Below are 18,296 nucleotides of genomic sequence, written 5' to 3' on the forward strand. Positions count from 1 at the left end.
TTACCTCCATTGAGGGCCTTTTTTTATGCCATTTTTCCCTACAAAAAATTCAGCTTAATCGTCGCCAGGGTTTCCACTTTACCTGCGCTGACCTTCCCGGATGTGGCGACATACCGCGCCGACAGCGGAATATCGCCCTGATTGTTGAGGAGTGGAACATCATCCAGCGATATCGGCGAGCCGAACGCCACAGGCGCATTGCGATACAACAGCTGAACGCCAACTCCCGTCGCCTGCTCCGTCCCCTCTTTATTGCGTAACACCCCATTCGCTACCGCATCCGCCGCGCCGTAGAGCGTCATTTCGATATGCGCGGGTGCGCCGACGCAGGCAAAGTTGATGGGCAGCGGCGTCACTGGCAGCGCCGAAGAGGATATCACCGCGCTGCTGTCCACCGCCGCCAGGCTGAACGCCGCGTGAGTGGAAGTGAACCGGCAATATCCGGCAGGTGGCGTCACGGCGAGGGAGTAATCTACGTTGACGATCTGCTGCGTCGCCGAGCGCGAAAACGACAGCAGCGACGGAGTCTGATAGCTAATATTACCCAGCGTCGCGATCGGCCCGGTTTTGACCAGCTCGGTTTTGACAAACACGTTGTCGCTGGTGATATCCGTCGCGCTGTTTAGCGCAATTTGCTCTGATACCGGCAACGTCAGGAGTGACGTGTGGTTCCCTTTTTGCCCCACCACCACCGACAGCCGCACGCCGATCCCCGGGACGGACGTGGGATAAACATGGTCCCCCGTCATGGTCCCGGTCATATTGCCTTTGAGGATCAGCTGCTCCTGCGACTGAACCGGCGTGCAGAGGATATCCTGCTTGCGGTGCGCCAGCGTCGAGAGTGACGCCCTTTTGACATACAACGTCTCGCCGACGCTGGCGCTAAGCGGGTCTTTTTGCAGCGCCCCGCTCAGTGCGACGGATGCCGTTGCCTGACGTTGCAAATCGCAGGCTGACGCGAGCGCGGGCAGCGCCGCACCGCCAGCGATGAGCAGAAAGACCGTGGCTGGAAAAATACGCATTTATTGATCCCCGCAGGCTAATGGCATCATGGTAATTGGCAACTTACCTTTGCTTTTCGGTAACTGATAATGGGCCTTGCACTGATGGTCTTCGGTCATGTCCACGGTGATCTCCCCGTCTTCGGATGCGCCGGTAATAAACAGTTCTCCGCGATCGCCCACAAAAAACATCCGATCGCTGCCTTTCAGGTACGCCTGGGAACCAAACGGGATCACATCCCCTTTGTAGTTGAGCGTGAAAAGCACTTTGCGCCCGATATTGACCGGGAAACTGGCCATCACCACCGCATCTTTAGTGGGAATGACCTCTGCCGAAATATTCTCAAACGACATGTTCTGCCCCACGCTGTCAGGATCGATCTGCACCGAGTTTGTTTTATAGGCGGTTAAATCAGGCACGAGGGTATAGCCACGCCAGTCGGTGTAAACGCCGAGATTATTGGTAATACCCACATGATCGGCGCCCGGCGCACTCACCAGGGCGATCGATCCGTCGGAATATTGCCCCAGCGTCAACCCATGCCGATGGAGAACCAGCTGGCCGTTAAGCCCATAAGTGAACTGTTTTTGCTGGTCGTCCTGGTTGTATGCCGCCTGCGCCTCGCCGTAGCGCCCTTTGTAGGTCGCGCCGACGTTGGCATTTTTGGTGTCATCGTCATGCTTTTTGACGTTGTAACCGAACTGGGTGTTATAGGTTAACGCCGGGGAATTCATGATGTTGCCGTTCACGCCGACCGTCTGATTGCTGTTGCCTTTTAAATCATTGGTGATCATCGCCGTCGCGCTGGCCGTCGAGGTGGTATCAAACACGGAGAGCGGCAAGGAGAAGTTGAACAGCAGCTGCTTGTCGCGCGTCACGGATCCTTTTTCGTCAGCGTTTTGATTCAGACCAAAGGTGACGGAGGCGTTGAGTTTCCACAGCGGACTGTTAAGACCGATCTGATACATTTTCGCACTGGCGCTGTTCTGGTAATCCGTTTTGTTCATCGACACAAACAGGCTTTGCGTTTCAGTGAGCGCCTGATTAAACGACAGCGAGAGCTGCTGTTTTTTAACCTGGCGGGCATCCGTATTCGAGTAGGTATCGGCGAAAGAGATATAGCCCCCGCTGTACCGGGTGAGATCCAGATTGATGTCACTGCGCGTTTTGTTGATGTGGTTCTGCCAGACAAGATGCGTCGCACTGCCTTTGCGGTTTTCATCATCCGTGGAAAGCGTGGCTTTCTGTTTTGCCACATCCAGCGACATAGCCCCGAGGAACCCTAAATCCAGCCCCAGTCCCAAATCGACGCTTTGATATTCATTGCTGTGCTGTAACCCGCTGAGCAAGGTCAGGCTGTACGGCAATCCGTAGGCGATAACCGCCTGGAAAACGTCTGGTTCGGTGCCGTGGGCTTCTGCTTCCGAGTATTTCCCGGCAGAGAAGGCATATTTTAGTGAGCCTTTACGCTGCAAAATCGGCATCGAGGCAAAAGCCTGGTTGTAGCGCGTCTCCGTCCCGTCCGCCTCTCTCACGGTCACTTCCAGCGAACCGCCGGAGGATACCGGCGCCAGATCGGTAATGGCAAACGGCCCAGGGGCGACGTTGGTCTGGTAGATGATGTTGTTATTTTGCCGGATGGTGACCGTGGCGTTGCTTTTGGCGATCCCGCGGATCACTGGCGCAAAGCCATTAATACTGTCTGGCACCATATCCGTATCTGACGCCACCTGAACGCCCTTAATACGGATGCTGTCAAAAAGATCCCCGGTGGTATAGGCATCGCCCACCACCAGTTCCCCTTTGATACCCGGCAGGGCGCGTTCGATGTAGGTACTGGTGCTGTCCCAGTGTGTCCCGGCGTCGCTGCTTTGGGTGAAGGTAGAGAGATTACGTAAACGCCAGGCGCCAAGGTTAATACCGTTTTTCAGGTTCACGAAATTATCAGAACCTTTAGAGCTCTCGTCCTGACTTTGCAGCGTTTGCGAGCCCGACGCCTGGTAGCCCACCAGCAACGCCGGAATACCGTCATCCCAAAGCGCCGCGGGGATTTCATCTTTCAGATGCGCACGCAGCGTACTTTGCGGAAAAGAGAGGGACAATTTCTTGGTTAAAAAATCGAAAGACGATTGCGCCACGGGAACCGCTTCGGTCAACAACACGCAGGTACGATCGTCTTTTTCATGATTGAGATGCACATCCGATGCCGAGGGATCGACGCCAATTTTGGCATACATCGTCATAGGCACACAGGGCACCAGCTCGTCATTCTTCAGGCTAAATTGAATATCACCGGTCGCAAATTTTTCGCCGTTAACATCAATGTAGACATGATAGGTCCCCTCTTTTTTCTGATTCGCCATTACCGCATTCAGATCGCCAATGGCCGGCGCGCCGTCAACAGGCTGCATCATGCCAGGGTCGAAATAGGCTTCCCCATGAGCTGCTGAAATTGAGAGCAATACACATAATGAAACCGCACTACGCACAAAGCGCGGGGACGTCTTTTTCCGGGTATGGACTGATGGCATACAATAATTACAGCGTTACGCTGTGCTCAGCAGACACCACTGAGTATTCATTAATGGCGCTCCAGGTCACTTTGGTTCCCGCTTTCGCTGTTTTAACGGGATACGTTTTGCTGCCATGAGGCGCCACCACGGTATTGTTGTCTTCAATGGAGACTTTCACTTCGTCATCATTAATTTTGACTTTATTCATGACGACGTAATACGGAGAGTCATTTTTTACCGTCACGGTATTATTGGCGTCTTTTTTCCATGTCAGCGCGGCAATGGCATCCGTCGCATTGCCTGGCAGATTTTCCGGGCGATAGAAGACTTTAATACGGGTCAGAACGGCGACCATGACTTTGGTTTTGACTTTTTTCTCGCCATCGGTCATTGCCGGAATGGCTTTGACGTCCAGCCAGACCAGACTTTCGTGATCGGTTGGCAGCCCTTCACCGGAATACATCATCTGCACAACGGCTTCGCTTTTATTCGCCATATGGAACAACGGGGGTGAAACAATAAAAGGCAGTTTCGCGTTATGTTCTAATTCGGGATTACCTTTTGCATCAACCCAGGACTGCACTAAATATTCACGGTCTTCAACATTCTTAACCGTAATATTCACATCCTGATTTTTAGCACTATAAAAAAGGCGGTTCGCAGATAACTGGACGGTCGCCTGTGAAGCAAAGCTCATTCCTGCCAGCGAAATAATAGCGGCAGCAACAATAGGATTTAATTTCATGGTCGTTCTCGGAGATAAAAAAAGGGCTGGCCTGTTAGCCAGCCACTGGAGAGTTAAAAATTAATTACAGGAAATTCACTTTGATGCTGGTGGTGGCACTGATGGTGCCTGCTACAGCCGCCTCGGTAGTCGACTGTACCGGTGCGATGCTCAGAGGGATGTTAACGGCACCGTCACTGTTCACTTCGCGCGGCACTGAGCTGTTGTCGTTCACGGCCAGCAGTTTGTGTTCGTTGGTCGCCATAATCGTGTCCCAGAAACCAATACCCACGCCTTGTGCAGCGCCTGGAGCATCATTTAGCGCCACCAGCTGTACGTTTTCCGCATCAGGCGTTCCCTGAATGGTCACAGAAATCTTTTGGCCCGCCGGGCATTTGGTCACGGCAATCATGTAGGGTTTTGCTGCGCCATTCGCCAGCGGTTTTCCTGACTCGAGGGTCCCGATCTGAGTCATTTCGATATTATCAAAGCTCAGCGTTGCATCCGCTTTAACCTGACAGGAAATTTCATTCAGTACATGACCGGTGATGGTAACGTCCTGAGAAATAGGCTCCTGCGCCGCATTGCTCATGCCTACAACGCCGGAAAAGGCCATTGCCATCGCCATCGCGATAATTTTCTTATTCATAATAAATCCCTTAATATTTTATCTGAGCAATAGCCGTGGTTTAGAGGAAGGTCAGTTTAATCTGTGCAGTGGTAGTCACATCACCGGCAGTCACTGCGGCAGAGCCATCCGCTTTCACTAATGCGAAATCCAGATTGGTCATTGGGGAACTCCCTGGGACCAAAATAATGGGGTCGCCACCAATCTTGACCTGGCTACCATCTTTCTTATTCCACACGCCCACGCCGACGTTGGTTGCCGCATTCGTTGCTGCGCTGTTTGCCAGCAGCGTGCTGTCGCCTTCAGCAGAAGCACCCAAAACACTCAGTTCCACGTTAGTGGTGGGTTGGCATTGATCGAGAGCAATCTGCAGCGTACGGGTGCCAATTTCTGCCGGGGCTTGATCGGAGGTTTTCAGATCGCTAATCAGAGAAGAACCCAGATCCAGCGCAGTTTTGCTCACGACCAGCCCACACGGTGCAGGATTAATGGTGCCTGACACCTGTAAAGACAAAGTGTCAGAATCATCTGCAGCATTAGCCATTGATGAAACCAGGGCGCTTGCAGCAATTAAAGATGCAAGCGTCATTTTTTTATAAAACATTTTGCTCATATGATTTCCCTTTTATAAGAATAAAAACCAAACCCTATTAACACGATGTTAATAAGATTTGATATTTATATTGTCCTGTCAGAAATAGATTTCCGTCTGTCATGAAATTAATGACAAACAGGCTTTCTGACTTGTGGCGTAGCGTACTGTGGATTGCACATTCGTTCAGCAAGGCGAGCGTCTATTTTTAGACCCCAAAGCTGAGCGCGGCATAAGATGAATCAAAAGGGAGCAGCAGAAGCGGTAAGAAATAATTGTTCAGGAATCAGGAATATAAAGCGGGCGCAGAATTAACATCGCGATTTTAGTGTGCTTCTCAACAGAGCCACAGGCTCTGCGCCCGAAATGTCATGGCTAATCCTGAATATCGTCATCCTGGCGGATTTGCGTTGCCCAGCGCTGGGCTGATTCCGGAACGGTGAAGGTCGGTGAACGGCGGAAATGCTCTCCCATCAGGACAAAGGCCACGTATTTGCCACGAAGCTGCCAGACGTCGCGAAAGCCATCCACTTTCAGGGCGTGGTCCGGCGGCGCGGGTTCAACACGAGGCACGTAGCTAATGACACGACGGTTTTGTTGACGAAATGGTTTCATAAGCGACTGGTTCACTAAAACAAATTCTGGAAGCGTAAAACCCCAATCATAGCCGATTCCTGCCCCGTCCGTCGCGCCTTGCATGCGATATGCCCTCCTTTTGCTAAAGCGTCAGCCCGAATACTCTCAGTTTCCCGGCCGCAGAATCACATTGTTCTATAGTTAATGGGGCTTTTCGCCACAACGAACGTATTTCAGCAATGAAGACAGGAGAAGTGAGCAATGTCGAAGCAAAAAGATAAGACCGAAAAACAGCACCAGTCACCGATTCACGGCGACGAAGAATCCAGACCGGGGATGGACTCGCTGGCGCCAGAGGATGGGTCTCATCGCCCCTCATCTTCCCCATCCGCGCCGGGTGAACAACCTACCGCGCCAGGCAGCCTCAAAGCGCCTGATACCGACAACGAAAAACTGCACGCTCTGGAACCGCATCGTAAAGGCGGGGAGAATTTCCCGCTCACGACGAATCAGGGCGTGCGCATCGCCGATGACCAGAACTCCCTGCGCGCGGGGAACCGTGGCCCGACGCTGCTGGAAGATTTTATCCTGCGGGAGAAAATCACCCACTTTGACCACGAACGCATTCCGGAACGCATCGTTCACGCTCGCGGCTCTGCCGCCCACGGCTATTTCCAGCCGTATAAAGATTTAAGCGATCTGACCAAAGCCAACTTCCTCTCGGACCCGGATAAAGTGACCCCGGTCTTTGTGCGCTTCTCCACGGTTCAGGGCGGCGCGGGCTCGGCGGATACGGTGCGTGATATTCGCGGTTTCGCCACCAAGTTCTACACGGAAGAAGGCATTTTTGACCTTGTCGGCAACAACACGCCGGTGTTCTTCATTCAGGACGCGCACAAATTCCCTGACTTTGTCCATGCGGTAAAGCCGGAGCCACACTGGGCTATTCCGCAGGGACAAAGCGCGCACGACACCTTCTGGGACTATGTTTCGCTCCAGCCGGAAACCCTGCATAACGTCATCTGGGCGATGTCCGACCGCGGGATCCCGCGCAGCTATCGCACCATGGAAGGCTTCGGTATTCACACCTTCCGCCTGATCAACGCCGACGGTAAAGCGACGTTCGTGCGTTTCCACTGGAAACCGGTGGCCGGTAAAGCCTCGCTGGTGTGGGACGAAGCACAAAAGCTGACCGGGCGCGACCCCGATTTCCACCGCCGCGAGCTATGGCAATCTATCGAAGCGGGCGATTTCCCGGAATATGAACTGGGGTTCCAGCTGATTCCAGAAGAGGACGAATTCAAATTTGATTTCGATCTGCTCGACCCGACCAAACTGATCCCGGAAGAGCTGGTCCCGGTGCAACTGGTGGGCAAAATGGTGCTCAACCGTAACCCGGATAACTTCTTTGCCGAAAACGAGCAGGTGGCGTTCCATCCGGGGCACATCGTTCCGGGGCTGGATTTCACCAACGATCCGCTGCTGCAGGGTCGTTTGTTCTCGTACACGGATACGCAAATCAGCCGACTCGGCGGGCCGAATTTCCACGAGATCCCGATCAACCGTCCGACCTGCCCGTACCATAATTTCCAGCGCGACGGGATGCATCGTCAGGATATCGACACTAACCCGGCCAACTACGAACCGAACTCGATCAACGATAACTGGCCGCGCGAAACCCCGCCGGCGGCGAAACGCGGCGGTTTCGAGTCGTACCAGGAGCGCGTGGAAGGCACCAAAATCCGCGAGCGCAGCCCGTCGTTTGGCGAATACTATGCCCACCCTCGCCTGTTCTGGCAAAGTCAGACGCCGGTTGAGCAGGAACACATCATCGGCAGCTTTAGCTTTGAGTTAGGTAAAGTGGTGCGGACCTATATCCGTGAGCGAGTCGTCGATCAGCTGGCGCATATCGACATTCAGTTAGCCCAGGCCGTCGCGGACAATTTAGGCATCACCCTCACCGACGAGCAGCGTAACACCGCCCCGCCGAAAGAGGTCAACGGCCTGAAAAAAGATGCCTCCCTGAGCCTGTATGCCGTGCCGGGCGGATCGATAAAAGGGCGCGTTGTGGCGGTACTGCTTAACGACAACACTGCCGCAAAAGATGTGCTGGCGATCCTGAAAGCGCTAAAAGCCAAAGGCGTGCATGCCCAGTTGCTCTACAAGCGTATGGGGGAAGTGAAAGCGGACGACGGTTCCACGCTGCCGATTGCCGGGACCTTTGCCGGGTCGCCGTCCCTTACCGTCGATGCGGTGATTGTGCCGGGCGGGGATATTCAGAGCCTGCTCGACAATGGCGATGCGGCATACTACCTGCTGGAAGCCTACAAACACCTGAAACCTGTCGCACTGGCGGGCGATGCGCGTCAGTTTAAATCCCTGCTGAAAGTGGCGGAGAAAGGCGAAGAAGGGATTGTGGAGGGTGATAAAGCCGCTGGGCCGTTTATGGATCAGTTGTTCGAGCTGCTGGCGGCGCACCGGGTGTGGTCGCGCAGTAGTAAAATCGCTCACATTCCGGCTTAAAAAACGCCGGATGCGCTTCGCTTATCCGGCCTACAAGGTCAATGCAAAACGGCAACCCGAAGGTTGCCGTTTTTGATGTTTTCTCCCTCTCCCGTGGGAGAGGGTTGGGGTGAGGGCATCAAACCGCACGAACCCCGTAGGCCGGGTAAGCGCAAGCGCCACCCGGCAATGCTTACAGATCGCTAAACGTCCCCAAACGATACCCACGCTCCGCAATCGCATACTTCAGCGACGGCGATGTCAGCACATCCAGTTCCGCCAGGCGCGGCCAGCAATAGGCGCTTTTTCGCACCGTATTGTCGACAAACGCCGGGTGGGCCATCACTTCCAGTGACCGTTCTCCGCGTGCCGCAGAAGCGTCCAGCTCCTGCAACAGCAGCGCTTCGCTGATCTCATCCCCGTAGAAATCGCTGCTGAACCCGTCGGTGGTCGGCGCAGCGCTCAGAGTGAGACCGTGCAAAGCTTGCACCTGACGATCCACACGCATCGCCACACCTTTACGCGCCGCAAATTCAGCCACCAGCGGGAAAATCGCCGGGATCATATGCACGTGGTGATGGCTGTCGAGGTGCGTCGGTTCACGGCCAAAGAGGTCGACAAAGCGGTTAAACTGGCAGTCCAGCTCGCGCGCAATTTCGTCGAGCGGCAGCGCACCCTGCTCTGCCATCTCCCAGATCCATTTTCCCAGCTGCCCGTCACGCGTCAGTTCCGGCATCGGGGAAAGCGGCATGCCGAGCGTCAGCACAAAGTGCATCCCGACGCCGAGCTTCGGCAGGTCGCGGCTGAGCGCCGCGGCATGCTCCACCGCCTCGCCGTTCACCAGCGCGGTGGTCGAGGTGACCACCCCGTGGCGACAGGCTTCGACAATGCCGTAGTTTTGCCCTTTCGACAGGCCAAAGTCATCGGCATTGATGATCAACAGATTTTCCATCTCTGTTCCTCTTAGCGTTGTTTGAGCTTCTCAGCCGTGGCCGCAAAGTTTGGCAGCCATTTCTCATGGGCGAGGATCATTTCACGCGCCAGCGATTCCGCATCGCGATCCGAATGCACCAGCGGGCTTAGGTTCAGCGCCAGCAGCACGTCGTTGAACTCACCGCTCAGGGCCGCATGGCTGGCAGCAATTTCGAAGCCTTTGATGGTGTGGATCAGGCCCATCACTTTGTCATCGAAATGGGTAATGCGTGAGTGCGGCTTCGCCCCGTCGCGCCCCAGAATGCAGGTCATTTCAACGGCCCAGTCTGCCGGGATGTTGTCGACGTGTCCGTGATGCGGCACGTTCACATAGTGCTCGGCCTGTTTGTCGTTGTAGATCGCGTTGATAACTTCACAGGCTGCATCGGAGTAGTACGCCCCGCCGCGCTGCTCCAGCTCTTTCGGTTTAACGTTGAGGTTCGGATCTTTATACAAATCAAAGAGCTGTTTCTCAACCTTCTGCACCACCTGCGCACGCGCGCCGCCCTTATAGTACTCGCCCATTTCGATGGCGAGCATCTCTTTCTGCTTGAAGTAGTAGAGCAGATAGGAGCATGGCAGCAGGTTCAGGGAGCGAATCAGCCCTTCGCTGAACGGCAGGTCGAAGATGTTTTTCACGGAACCGGCGGTCAGGCGGCCAGAAGCCACGCCGTCCAGCAGTTCGGCAAAACGGGATTCGCCGTTAACGATCACATCTTTGATAAACACCATGTGGTTCAGGCCGAACAGGTCGATGGAGAGATCGTCGCTGTCGGTCAACTTCAGCACATCGCGGATGAACATTTTCATGCCGATCGGAATGTTGCACACGCCGATGAAGCGTTTGAAGCCGGTGTGGCGGTAGACCGCCTCCGTCACCATCCCGGCCGGGTTGGTGAAGTTGATCACCCACGCCTGCGGGCAGACCTCTTGCACGTCTTTGACGATGTCAAAAATCACCGGAATGGTACGCAGCCCTTTAAACAGACCACCCGCGCCGTTGGTTTCCTGGCCCAGATAGCCGTGGCTCAGGGGGATGCGTTCGTCCAGTTCACGCGCTTTCAGCTGGCCGACGCGCAGCTGGGTAGTGACGAAGTCCGCGTCTTTCAGCGCTTCGCGACGATCCAGGGTTTTGAATACGGTTAACGGGACGCCGGCTTTCTGCACCATGCGCTGGCAGAGCTCGAAAATAATATCGAGTTTCTCCTGCCCTTCTTCGACGTCCACCAGCCATAATTCGCTGACCGGCAGTTCATGATAACGTTTCAGAAAACCTTCGAGCAGTTCCGGGGTATAGCTGCTGCCGCCGCCGATTGTCACGACTTTCAATTTCTTTTGCATAATATCTCCCTTAGCGTATCAGGTTAACCGCCTGCAAAGTATAGCGTGGCATTCCCGCTAATTTGGGCAAGCGTTTAAGTCAATATTTCTGGCGAGTTAATTCGCCGCGAGTCAATTAATTATTCATTACCGTTAAATTTTTACGGTAGCTGTTTGGCGTAAACGAAGTGAATTTTTTAAAGGTCTTAATAAACAGGCTCGGGCTGCTATAACCCGACTCATAGGCAATATCGGTGACCGAATAGTTGGTAATTTCCAGCTGCTTTTTGGCGAAATTAATGCGGATGCCGTTAATAATCTGCACCGGTGTTTTTTGATAATAACGCTGGGTGGCGCGGGTCAGGTATTCTTGCGATTTCCCCGACAGCGCAATCATATTTTCCAGCGCACTGTCACCAAACTGATGTTTGTCGTGCATTAATTCGACGGTGGTACGCAGCCATTGCGGAATATCATCGATCACCTGCTGCTCATCGCGATGATGGCGCAGGCGGTTCATCACATAAAAAGTGACCGTTTCAATGAACTCATCAAACTCATTGTCGCGGAAGTTCAGCGAGGCGATGACCGTTTCGATCCAGGTCATGAACTCGTTTTTAATGCGATAAACCTGTGAGGCGACAAAACAGAACGGCACCAGCGGCAGGTAGTGTTTCTCGAAGAAACGTCTGCTGACACCGACGTTCAGAATACGCGTGGCACCAAATTCATAAAAGCTCTGGTGATACGACCCCATCGGCAGGAAGACAAAGTCCCCGCGCTCCAGCAGAACGCGCTTGCCGTTGATCTCCTGGTAGTAGCGCCCGGTCAGAACAATCGTGAACTCGTAGTAATCATGCTGATGCAGGCCACTCACGCTTTCGGTTTTGTTGTAGATAACCACGTGAAAATTCTTGCCGTTAAACAGTTGCTGCTCAAATGCGGTTTTAATTTCCATCGTGTTTACCTCCTGCGGCCTGACTTATTGCATCTTCTCGTGAAGCTCGATGAGCTCGGTCACCAGCTCGCGAGCCAGCATGGAGGTCATCAAATGATCCTGGGCGTGTACCAGCACCAGACTCACCTTCATTTTACCTTCACCCTGGTCACCTTCAATCAGTTTAGTTTGTACCAGGTGAGCTTCGTTCAGCGCGGTGCGCGACTGATCCATCATCCGTTTCGCGGCGGCAAAATCGCCCTGCTTGGCTTGTTTGAGGGCGGCATATGCCAGGCTGCGTGCCTGTCCGGAATTGATGATAAGCCCCATCACCACTTCTTCCAGATCGTTCTCGACCGCCTCTTCTGCCACAACATTATCCAAATCAAACATCTTCTCTCTCCTTATACTGGCGCGGGTTTCCCCGCGCCGGACAACTTAGAATTTCAGTGCGTTAGCGATATCTTCTTCGCTTTCCTGCTCATCAAGTACCGCCTGCGCCTTGTTCGACACCGCCACGAATGGCAGGTAAACCAGCGTTGAGACACCGAGGTTGAACAGGGCCACGCAGAGTGCGGCGATGCTGCCGTTACTGTTGAAGAAGGCGCCTAAACCGGTTGGCATGGTCCAGGGTGCGAGGTTAGTCACCGGTGGGATAATCCCCATCGAGTAAGCAGCCAGGGTAATGGCAGCCAGAATCGGCTGAACCAGGACGAACGGGATGAACATCACCGGGTTCATGATGATCGGCAGACCAAACAGAATCGGTTCGTTAATCTGGAAGATGCCTGACGGCAGGGCCAGTTTCGCCACCTGACGGTGATCCGCACGGCGTGAGCCGATGAAGATAGCGATAATCAGACCCAGCGTTGCCCCGGAGCCACCCAGCAGGATGTAGGAGTCCAGCATCGGTTTCGCCCAGAAGTGGAACTCTTTACCGGCTGCAATCGCTGCTTCAACAGAACCATACTGGTTGTACAGAGCGATGTTTTCCAGTGCCCACGGGGTCATGATGCCGTTATCCAGCGCGGTCAGCGCAAGAGATCCGTGCACGCCGAAGAACCACAGCAGGGAGTTAAAGATAACGTAAGCCCAGCCCACTACGCTGCCCATGGATGCCAGCGGCGTGGAGATGGAGTCCATGATGATCTGGTGGAAGTTGCTGCCGTGGTTGGCGAGCAGCCAGGAGATAATGCCGAAGATCGACAGAATCAGGAAGCCAGGAATCAGCGCCGAGAAAGAGCGTGATACGGAGGACGGCACGCTGTCTGGCAGGGTAATGACCCAGTTGCGACGAATCACAAAGGTAAACATTTCTGCCACGATCAGGCCAATCACCATCCCGGAGATAATGTTCTGTCCACCGAGCCAGTTGGCACCGACCGCATAGGCTTCGCCCACGCTGTAGGGGGTGACGGTCATAAAGGCCGCGACCGCTAAAAGACCGGCGGCCATCGGGTCAACTTTTCGTTCTTCAGCTAACGCGGAACCAATGAAAAAAGGCGCCATCAGCGACATAATGCCCAACGTACCGTTGTACACGTTGCCGCCGATGGCTTTAAAACCATTCAGGGTCTCAATGGTGGAAGCGTCTAACCGAATGCCCATAGAATAGAAAAACGAGCCTTCGCCGAAACTTAAAAAGACGTTATTGATTAAAACGAACATGGCCCCTGCGAGGGTCAGCGGCATTAATTTAATAAAGCCGTTTTTGATCGCATTAATATGCGGCTGCTTTCCTATTTTAACAGCAAAAGGAAGGAGGACCTTTTCAAGAGAGCTAATAACTTGACTCATAGAAATTACCCTTAAATGCCGCAATGAAAATATTGCGGCGTAAGTATGTGAAATAACTCTTTGACGGGAAAAATTTAAAATTTAATTAGCGGCAGCTTTTTTAATTGATGCGACTGCAGCTTTAAGCACACCCAAACCATCAATTTTGCCGTACAGCACAGAATCGATCACTTCCACAGGTTTGTTCGGTAATAAACGCTGGATTTCTGGCAGCATGTAAGCGATTTGTGGTCCGAGTAATACCACGTCCGCGTTCTGGCCTTTTTCGCCTGCCAGCGTTTCAGGAAACGCTTCGATAACAACGGGAACTTCATACTTTTCAGCCTGCGCGCGCATTTTAGACACCAGCAGCGACGTTGACATGCCCGCAGAGCAGAACAGGTAGATATGTTTCTTTTCCATAGCAACTTCCCTCTTGTATGACCCTCACCCTCGCCCTTCAGGCCGTTTGTGAGTGTTACTATTGTTTATCATTGAATGGAGTATACGGCATGGCGCAGGGAGGGGATAATTCCAGACACATCACAATTGTCTCTCCTTGACCTGGCGTTTTGACTACCCTCACATTTTAGGCAAATAATTCGCGATAAGAAATAAGATTATTGCAGGCACAAAAAAACCGGCCCAGAGGCCGGTTTGTGACATTGCGCAGGCTACAGGTTATTGCGCCTTAGGAGCCTGCGGGTCGGTATCGTACTCAGCACAGGTCTGGTAACCGGAATTGATCACGTGTCCCGTGTCATCCAGTGCTACGAAGTAGGTTTCTGCTTTACCATCCCGTTGACCCAGAATATAGGTCTGGCACGTCCCACGTGCGTGGATCATGGTGACTTCTGAAGAAGGTTTACCCGCCACCTGCGCAACCTGCGCACGACTCATACCCTTCTTCACATCTTTAACCACCGGCTGTGTGAATTGATCGGTTGTACGATCGTAAGCTGTACACCCTGCCAGCATAGTCAATACCGCCGCTGCGCTCAGAATTCCCGCTACATTCTTGTTCATATTCCGTCCTCTTGTTTATCAGCGTGTTATCTAAGCATGGAACAAAAAATCCTATTCATCAACTTTGACTACGAAGCGGCATGTTTTTCGGAAAATTCTAATAAAACAACGATAACCTACTAAATCGTCGCAATTTGCCGCACTCGAAACTGTGATCCTTGTCGTTTTACGCCCAAAGGGTTAGTTTTAACGGATACTCATTCTGCTTCGTTTTTGCTAATGGAGGGCGTAATGGCTCTGCAACAAGAGATTATTCAGGCGCTTGGCGTAAAGCCCGCTGTCGACGCAAATCATGAAATCCGCCGCAGTATCGATTTTCTGAAAGACTATCTCAACACCAACGCCTTCCTGAAGTCGCTGGTGTTGGGGATAAGCGGCGGCCAGGACTCGACCCTGACCGGCAAACTGTGCCAGATGGCGATCTCAGAATTGCGTCAGGAAACCGGCGACGAGACCCTGCAGTTTATCGCCGTGCGCCTTCCTTATGGTGTGCAGGCCGACGAGCAGGATTGCCAGGACGCCATTGCCTTTATCCAGCCTGACCGTGTTCTCACTGTGAACATCAAAGGCGCAGTCCTGGCCAGCGAGCAGGCCCTGCGCGAAGCGGGAATTGAACTGAGCGATTTCGTACGCGGCAACGAGAAAGCCCGCGAGCGCATGAAAGCGCAGTACAGCATCGCCGGGATGACCAAAGGCGTGGTGGTCGGCACCGATCACGCGGCAGAAGCCGTGACCGGTTTCTTCACCAAATACGGCGACGGCGGCACCGACATCAACCCGATCTTCCGCCTCAACAAGCGCCAGGGTAAGCAGCTTCTCGCCACGCTTGGCTGCCCGGAGCACTTATATAAGAAAGCCCCGACCGCCGATCTCGAAGACGACCGCCCTTCTCTGCCGGATGAAGTCGCGCTGGGCGTGACCTACGAAAACATCGACGATTATCTGGAAGGCAAAACCCTCGATGAGAAGATCGCCCGCACCATTGAAGGCTGGTATCTGAAAACCGAGCACAAGCGCCACACGCCAATTACGATTTTCGACGATTTCTGGAAGCGGTAATTTTCGCACCTGTTGCCGGATGGCGCTGCGCTTATCCGGCCTACAAGGTAAATGTAAAACGGCAACGCAAGTTGCCGTTTTTAATGTTTGCGCCCTCTCCCGGTGGGAGAGGGTTGGGGTGAGGGCACCAGACCGCACCGGTCAGTCATGCCGGGTAAGGCGAAGCCGCCACCCGGCATTTGTCTCTTTTTTAACCGGCACCTCTCTGCTACACTGTATGCCTGAACAGTATCAGGAGTCTTTTGTGAGCAGGCGTCAATCCGCCCCGCGACTGGAATTTGAAGCGGCGGCCATCTACGAATATCCCGAACATCTTCGCCCCTGGCTGGAAGCTCTGCCGAAACAGCCCGGCGTCTATTTCTTTCATGGCGAAAGCGACGCCATGCCGCTTTATATCGGCAAAAGCGTCAATATCCGCAGCCGGGTGTTATCACATTTACGCACCCCCGACGAGGCCGCGATGCTGCGCCAGTCGCGGCGCATCACCTGGATGCAAACCGCCGGTGAACTCGGCGCATTATTGCTCGAAGCCCGGCTGATTAAAGAGCAGCAGCCGCTGTTCAACAAACGTCTGCGCCGCAACCGTCAGCTCTGCTCCCTGCAAATCACCGACGGCAAACCGCAGGTGGTCTATGCCCGCGAGATTGATTTCTCTCACGCGCAGAATCTGCACGGGCTGTTTGCCAACCGCCGCGCAGCGCTGCAGGCCCTGCAAACCATCGCGGACGCGGAAAAGCTGTGCTACGGATTATTAGGTCTGGAATCCCTCACCCGCGGGCGCGCCTGTTTTCGCTCGGCGTTAAAACGCTGTGCCGGTGCCTGCTGCGGTAAAGAGAGCGTGGAAGATCATCAGGCGAGATTAGTGGCCGGACTGGCCGCACTGCGCGTCACCTGCTGGCCGTGGGATGGCGCGATTGCGCTGAAAGAAGGCAGCCATGAGATGACGCACTATCACATCATTCATAACTGGCTGTGGCTGGGTGCCGTCGACACCTTAAAAGAGGCAACGGCCCTGCTGAAAACCCCCGCCGGTTTTGATCACGACGGCTACAAAATTCTCTGTAAACCGTTGCTCTCCGGCGAGTATGAGATCATCGAGCTTAATGCCCCGGCAGCCAGGTGATCTCACTGAACAGCAGCGTACCTTCGGATTCCAGTAAGCGCAGGGTGTGAGTTCCATCCTGCCAGCTGGCGCCCTGGTCGGCGGTGAGAAGTTTATCCCCTAACTGCCACGCCCCGCTTAAAACAAACGCCACGCCGCCGCGCGAGGCGAACGTCGTAAAGGTACGGTCAGCCACCCGCACTTTGGCCTGACAGCAATCCCGGCGGGTCATGATATTAAAATCCATCGACATCTGCCCTTCGGTGAGCTTCGCTTTCACCGGATGGTCGCCCGCAAAACTGAACGGCTGATGACGTTTCAGGGTATGGCAAAAGGTGTGGCCCGCATCGAGGGTCACTTCGCCGCCCTCAATCAGGGTAATTACCCGATCGACACCGGGAAATAATGAGAATTCGCCGTTGCTGGCGATAGAAGCAATGCTGGCGCGCCAGTGAAAATCACGGGTCGCCGTGGGAAAGCAACAGATCTCACGGGTTTCGCCCGCGCCATTTCGCCAGAGGTTCACCGGCATCTTGCGGATATCAAAAAAATCCATCACCACTCCTGAAAGGCGCACCTGCGCCAGGGCGACGATATATCGCGTCGCTGTCTTGATTGTTATCGTTAGGTGTTCACAGGCGTATTATCGGCAGCAATGGGAAGAGGCCTTAGTGTCGTGATGAAAAAAACACTAACGCCCTGACTCTGCTACTCATTCTTAAAACCGACTACAGGAGCATACCGTGATGGCGGCGCGTGACAAGAGGGTGCGAAAGAAAAAACCGCCGGACCTGTCCACAGCGATTGCGCTTATGTGGACAGGTTTCCGGCGGTCTTAATAGTTTGTGCTGATTATTCAGCAGGCGGAGCCATTTTACCTTCTGGCGCCGGACGTTCTGTCAGACGCTTCTCAAAATTGGCATTAAATTGCTTTTTCTGTTCCGGGGTCAGAATGTTGTAGATCTTGTTCTGAGTTTCCATGCGGGCGAGCATTCCGGCTTTGTGCTGCTCGGCCATTTTGTCGATCTGCGCTTCGGCTTTTGCCTTATCGAAGCTGTCGCTGGCAATGATGTCATGCATTGCGCGGCGCTCTTCCAGCGGCGGACGTTTCATCTGGTCACGCTGGCTTTTCATGATGTCGCGCACCTGCTGTTTCTGCGCATCGGTCAGGTTCAGGTCTTTAAACATCATATCGTGATGCATACCCGGCTTACCTTTGTGATGCATCATCTTGCCTTCAGTTGGCGCTGCGGTGGTGGTCGCGGTATCTGCGGCGAACGCCATGCTGGTAGCGCCCAGAGCCAGGGTAGAAGCAACAAACAGTGCAGTTAATTTACGCATAATTGTTTTCCTTTCTTTCAGTTATTCTTCGGCGCTATGCCGTGTTGACGAGATTAACTTTACGGGGTTTATCGTCAATTAGTCAGAGCAACGGTAAAACAATGAAAGTGTAAAAAACAAATTATCGCCAAATGTGGAGGAATTAAGGATAAAGCGTGGAGAGTTGAAACAAAAATATTCAATACGATGATTTTAAAGAGATTATGAAGAAGTATAGCGAAGTGCC

General features: G+C 53.6%; 18 protein-coding genes. 3 read left to right on the forward strand and 15 right to left on the reverse strand.

What is annotated here, in order from left to right; genetic code table 11:
• Positions 1–38 precede the first annotated feature (38 nt).
• From AC3WS9_RS13035 to cedA, 6 genes are all read right to left on the reverse strand, one after another.
• Complete coding sequence (locus tag AC3WS9_RS13035) at positions 39–1,022, reverse strand: fimbrial protein (protein WP_492488756.1); 984 nt, start codon at positions 1,020–1,022, stop codon at positions 39–41.
• Positions 1,023–3,416 carry a fimbria/pilus outer membrane usher protein gene (locus AC3WS9_RS13040; protein ID WP_492488758.1) on the reverse strand — a complete coding sequence of 798 codons (2,394 nt, stop codon included), beginning with the start codon at positions 3,414–3,416 and terminating at the stop codon, positions 1,023–1,025.
• Positions 3,417–3,540: 124 nt separating this feature from the next.
• On the reverse strand, positions 3,541–4,260 hold the full coding sequence (locus AC3WS9_RS13045) for a fimbrial biogenesis chaperone (protein ID WP_492488759.1): 720 nt from the start codon (positions 4,258–4,260) through the stop codon (positions 3,541–3,543).
• A gap of 64 nt (positions 4,261–4,324) precedes the next feature.
• The gene (locus AC3WS9_RS13050; protein ID WP_324724171.1) at positions 4,325–4,888 is read right to left on the reverse strand and encodes a fimbrial protein; all 564 of its coding nucleotides are present in this window, start codon (positions 4,886–4,888) and stop codon (positions 4,325–4,327) included.
• A 40-nt stretch (positions 4,889–4,928) separates the two neighbouring features.
• Positions 4,929–5,480 (reverse strand): fimbrial protein, encoded by a 552-nt coding sequence (locus tag AC3WS9_RS13055; protein ID WP_492488761.1) that lies wholly within the window; start codon positions 5,478–5,480, stop codon positions 4,929–4,931.
• A gap of 354 nt (positions 5,481–5,834) precedes the next feature.
• Positions 5,835–6,089 (reverse strand): cell division activator CedA, encoded by a 255-nt coding sequence (gene cedA / locus AC3WS9_RS13060; RefSeq protein ID WP_282495021.1) that lies wholly within the window; start codon positions 6,087–6,089, stop codon positions 5,835–5,837.
• Positions 6,090–6,296: 207 nt separating this feature from the next.
• Here cedA and katE point away from each other — a divergent pair, with 207 nt between their 5' ends.
• Positions 6,297–8,558 (forward strand): catalase HPII, encoded by a 2,262-nt coding sequence (gene katE, locus AC3WS9_RS13065; RefSeq protein WP_492488763.1) that lies wholly within the window; start codon positions 6,297–6,299, stop codon positions 8,556–8,558.
• 172 nt (positions 8,559–8,730) lie between these two features.
• Here the strand turns inward: katE and chbG are convergent, their stop codons facing one another.
• The 7 genes from chbG to osmE all read right to left on the reverse strand — a co-directional run bounded on the left by chbG (position 8,731) and on the right by osmE (position 14,568).
• A complete protein-coding gene (gene chbG, locus AC3WS9_RS13070; RefSeq protein WP_285150717.1) occupies positions 8,731–9,489 on the reverse strand; it encodes a chitin disaccharide deacetylase in 759 nt (252 codons plus the stop codon).
• Positions 9,490–9,500: 11 nt separating this feature from the next.
• Positions 9,501–10,850: a 6-phospho-beta-glucosidase gene (locus AC3WS9_RS13075; RefSeq protein WP_492488765.1), complete on the reverse strand. Its 1,350-nt coding sequence runs from the start codon at positions 10,848–10,850 to the stop codon at positions 9,501–9,503.
• Between the two features lie 115 nt (positions 10,851–10,965).
• A complete protein-coding gene (chbR, locus tag AC3WS9_RS13080; RefSeq protein ID WP_282495006.1) occupies positions 10,966–11,787 on the reverse strand; it encodes a transcriptional regulator ChbR in 822 nt (273 codons plus the stop codon).
• Between the two features lie 24 nt (positions 11,788–11,811).
• The gene (gene chbA / locus AC3WS9_RS13085) at positions 11,812–12,159 is read right to left on the reverse strand and encodes a PTS N,N'-diacetylchitobiose transporter subunit IIA (RefSeq protein WP_282495005.1); all 348 of its coding nucleotides are present in this window, start codon (positions 12,157–12,159) and stop codon (positions 11,812–11,814) included.
• Between the two features lie 45 nt (positions 12,160–12,204).
• Positions 12,205–13,563: a PTS N,N'-diacetylchitobiose transporter subunit IIC gene (chbC, locus tag AC3WS9_RS13090; RefSeq protein WP_095281701.1), complete on the reverse strand. Its 1,359-nt coding sequence runs from the start codon at positions 13,561–13,563 to the stop codon at positions 12,205–12,207.
• Between the two features lie 81 nt (positions 13,564–13,644).
• A complete protein-coding gene (gene chbB / locus AC3WS9_RS13095; RefSeq protein ID WP_282495004.1) occupies positions 13,645–13,965 on the reverse strand; it encodes a PTS N,N'-diacetylchitobiose transporter subunit IIB in 321 nt (106 codons plus the stop codon).
• A gap of 258 nt (positions 13,966–14,223) precedes the next feature.
• The gene (gene osmE / locus AC3WS9_RS13100) at positions 14,224–14,568 is read right to left on the reverse strand and encodes an osmotically-inducible lipoprotein OsmE (RefSeq protein ID WP_100780498.1); all 345 of its coding nucleotides are present in this window, start codon (positions 14,566–14,568) and stop codon (positions 14,224–14,226) included.
• Positions 14,569–14,799: 231 nt separating this feature from the next.
• On the opposite strand from osmE, the gene nadE reads away from it, so the two are divergent.
• Together nadE and cho are read left to right on the forward strand one after the other, a co-directional pair.
• Complete coding sequence (gene nadE, locus AC3WS9_RS13105) at positions 14,800–15,627, forward strand: NAD(+) synthase (protein ID WP_285150718.1); 828 nt, start codon at positions 14,800–14,802, stop codon at positions 15,625–15,627.
• A gap of 217 nt (positions 15,628–15,844) precedes the next feature.
• On the forward strand, positions 15,845–16,750 hold the full coding sequence (cho, locus tag AC3WS9_RS13110) for an excinuclease Cho (protein WP_390889507.1): 906 nt from the start codon (positions 15,845–15,847) through the stop codon (positions 16,748–16,750).
• On the opposite strand, the gene ves is transcribed toward cho, so the two are convergent.
• Both ves and spy read right to left on the reverse strand, forming a co-directional pair.
• Complete coding sequence (ves, locus tag AC3WS9_RS13115) at positions 16,728–17,285, reverse strand: environmental stress-induced protein Ves (RefSeq protein ID WP_285150719.1); 558 nt, start codon at positions 17,283–17,285, stop codon at positions 16,728–16,730. The genes cho and ves overlap by 23 nt on opposite strands.
• Before the next feature lie 296 nt (positions 17,286–17,581).
• The gene (spy, locus tag AC3WS9_RS13120) at positions 17,582–18,070 is read right to left on the reverse strand and encodes an ATP-independent periplasmic protein-refolding chaperone Spy (RefSeq protein ID WP_282495000.1); all 489 of its coding nucleotides are present in this window, start codon (positions 18,068–18,070) and stop codon (positions 17,582–17,584) included.
• Positions 18,071–18,296 lie beyond the last annotated feature (226 nt).

Source organism: Lelliottia sp. EB106-05-01-XG201, from assembly GCF_058791735.1.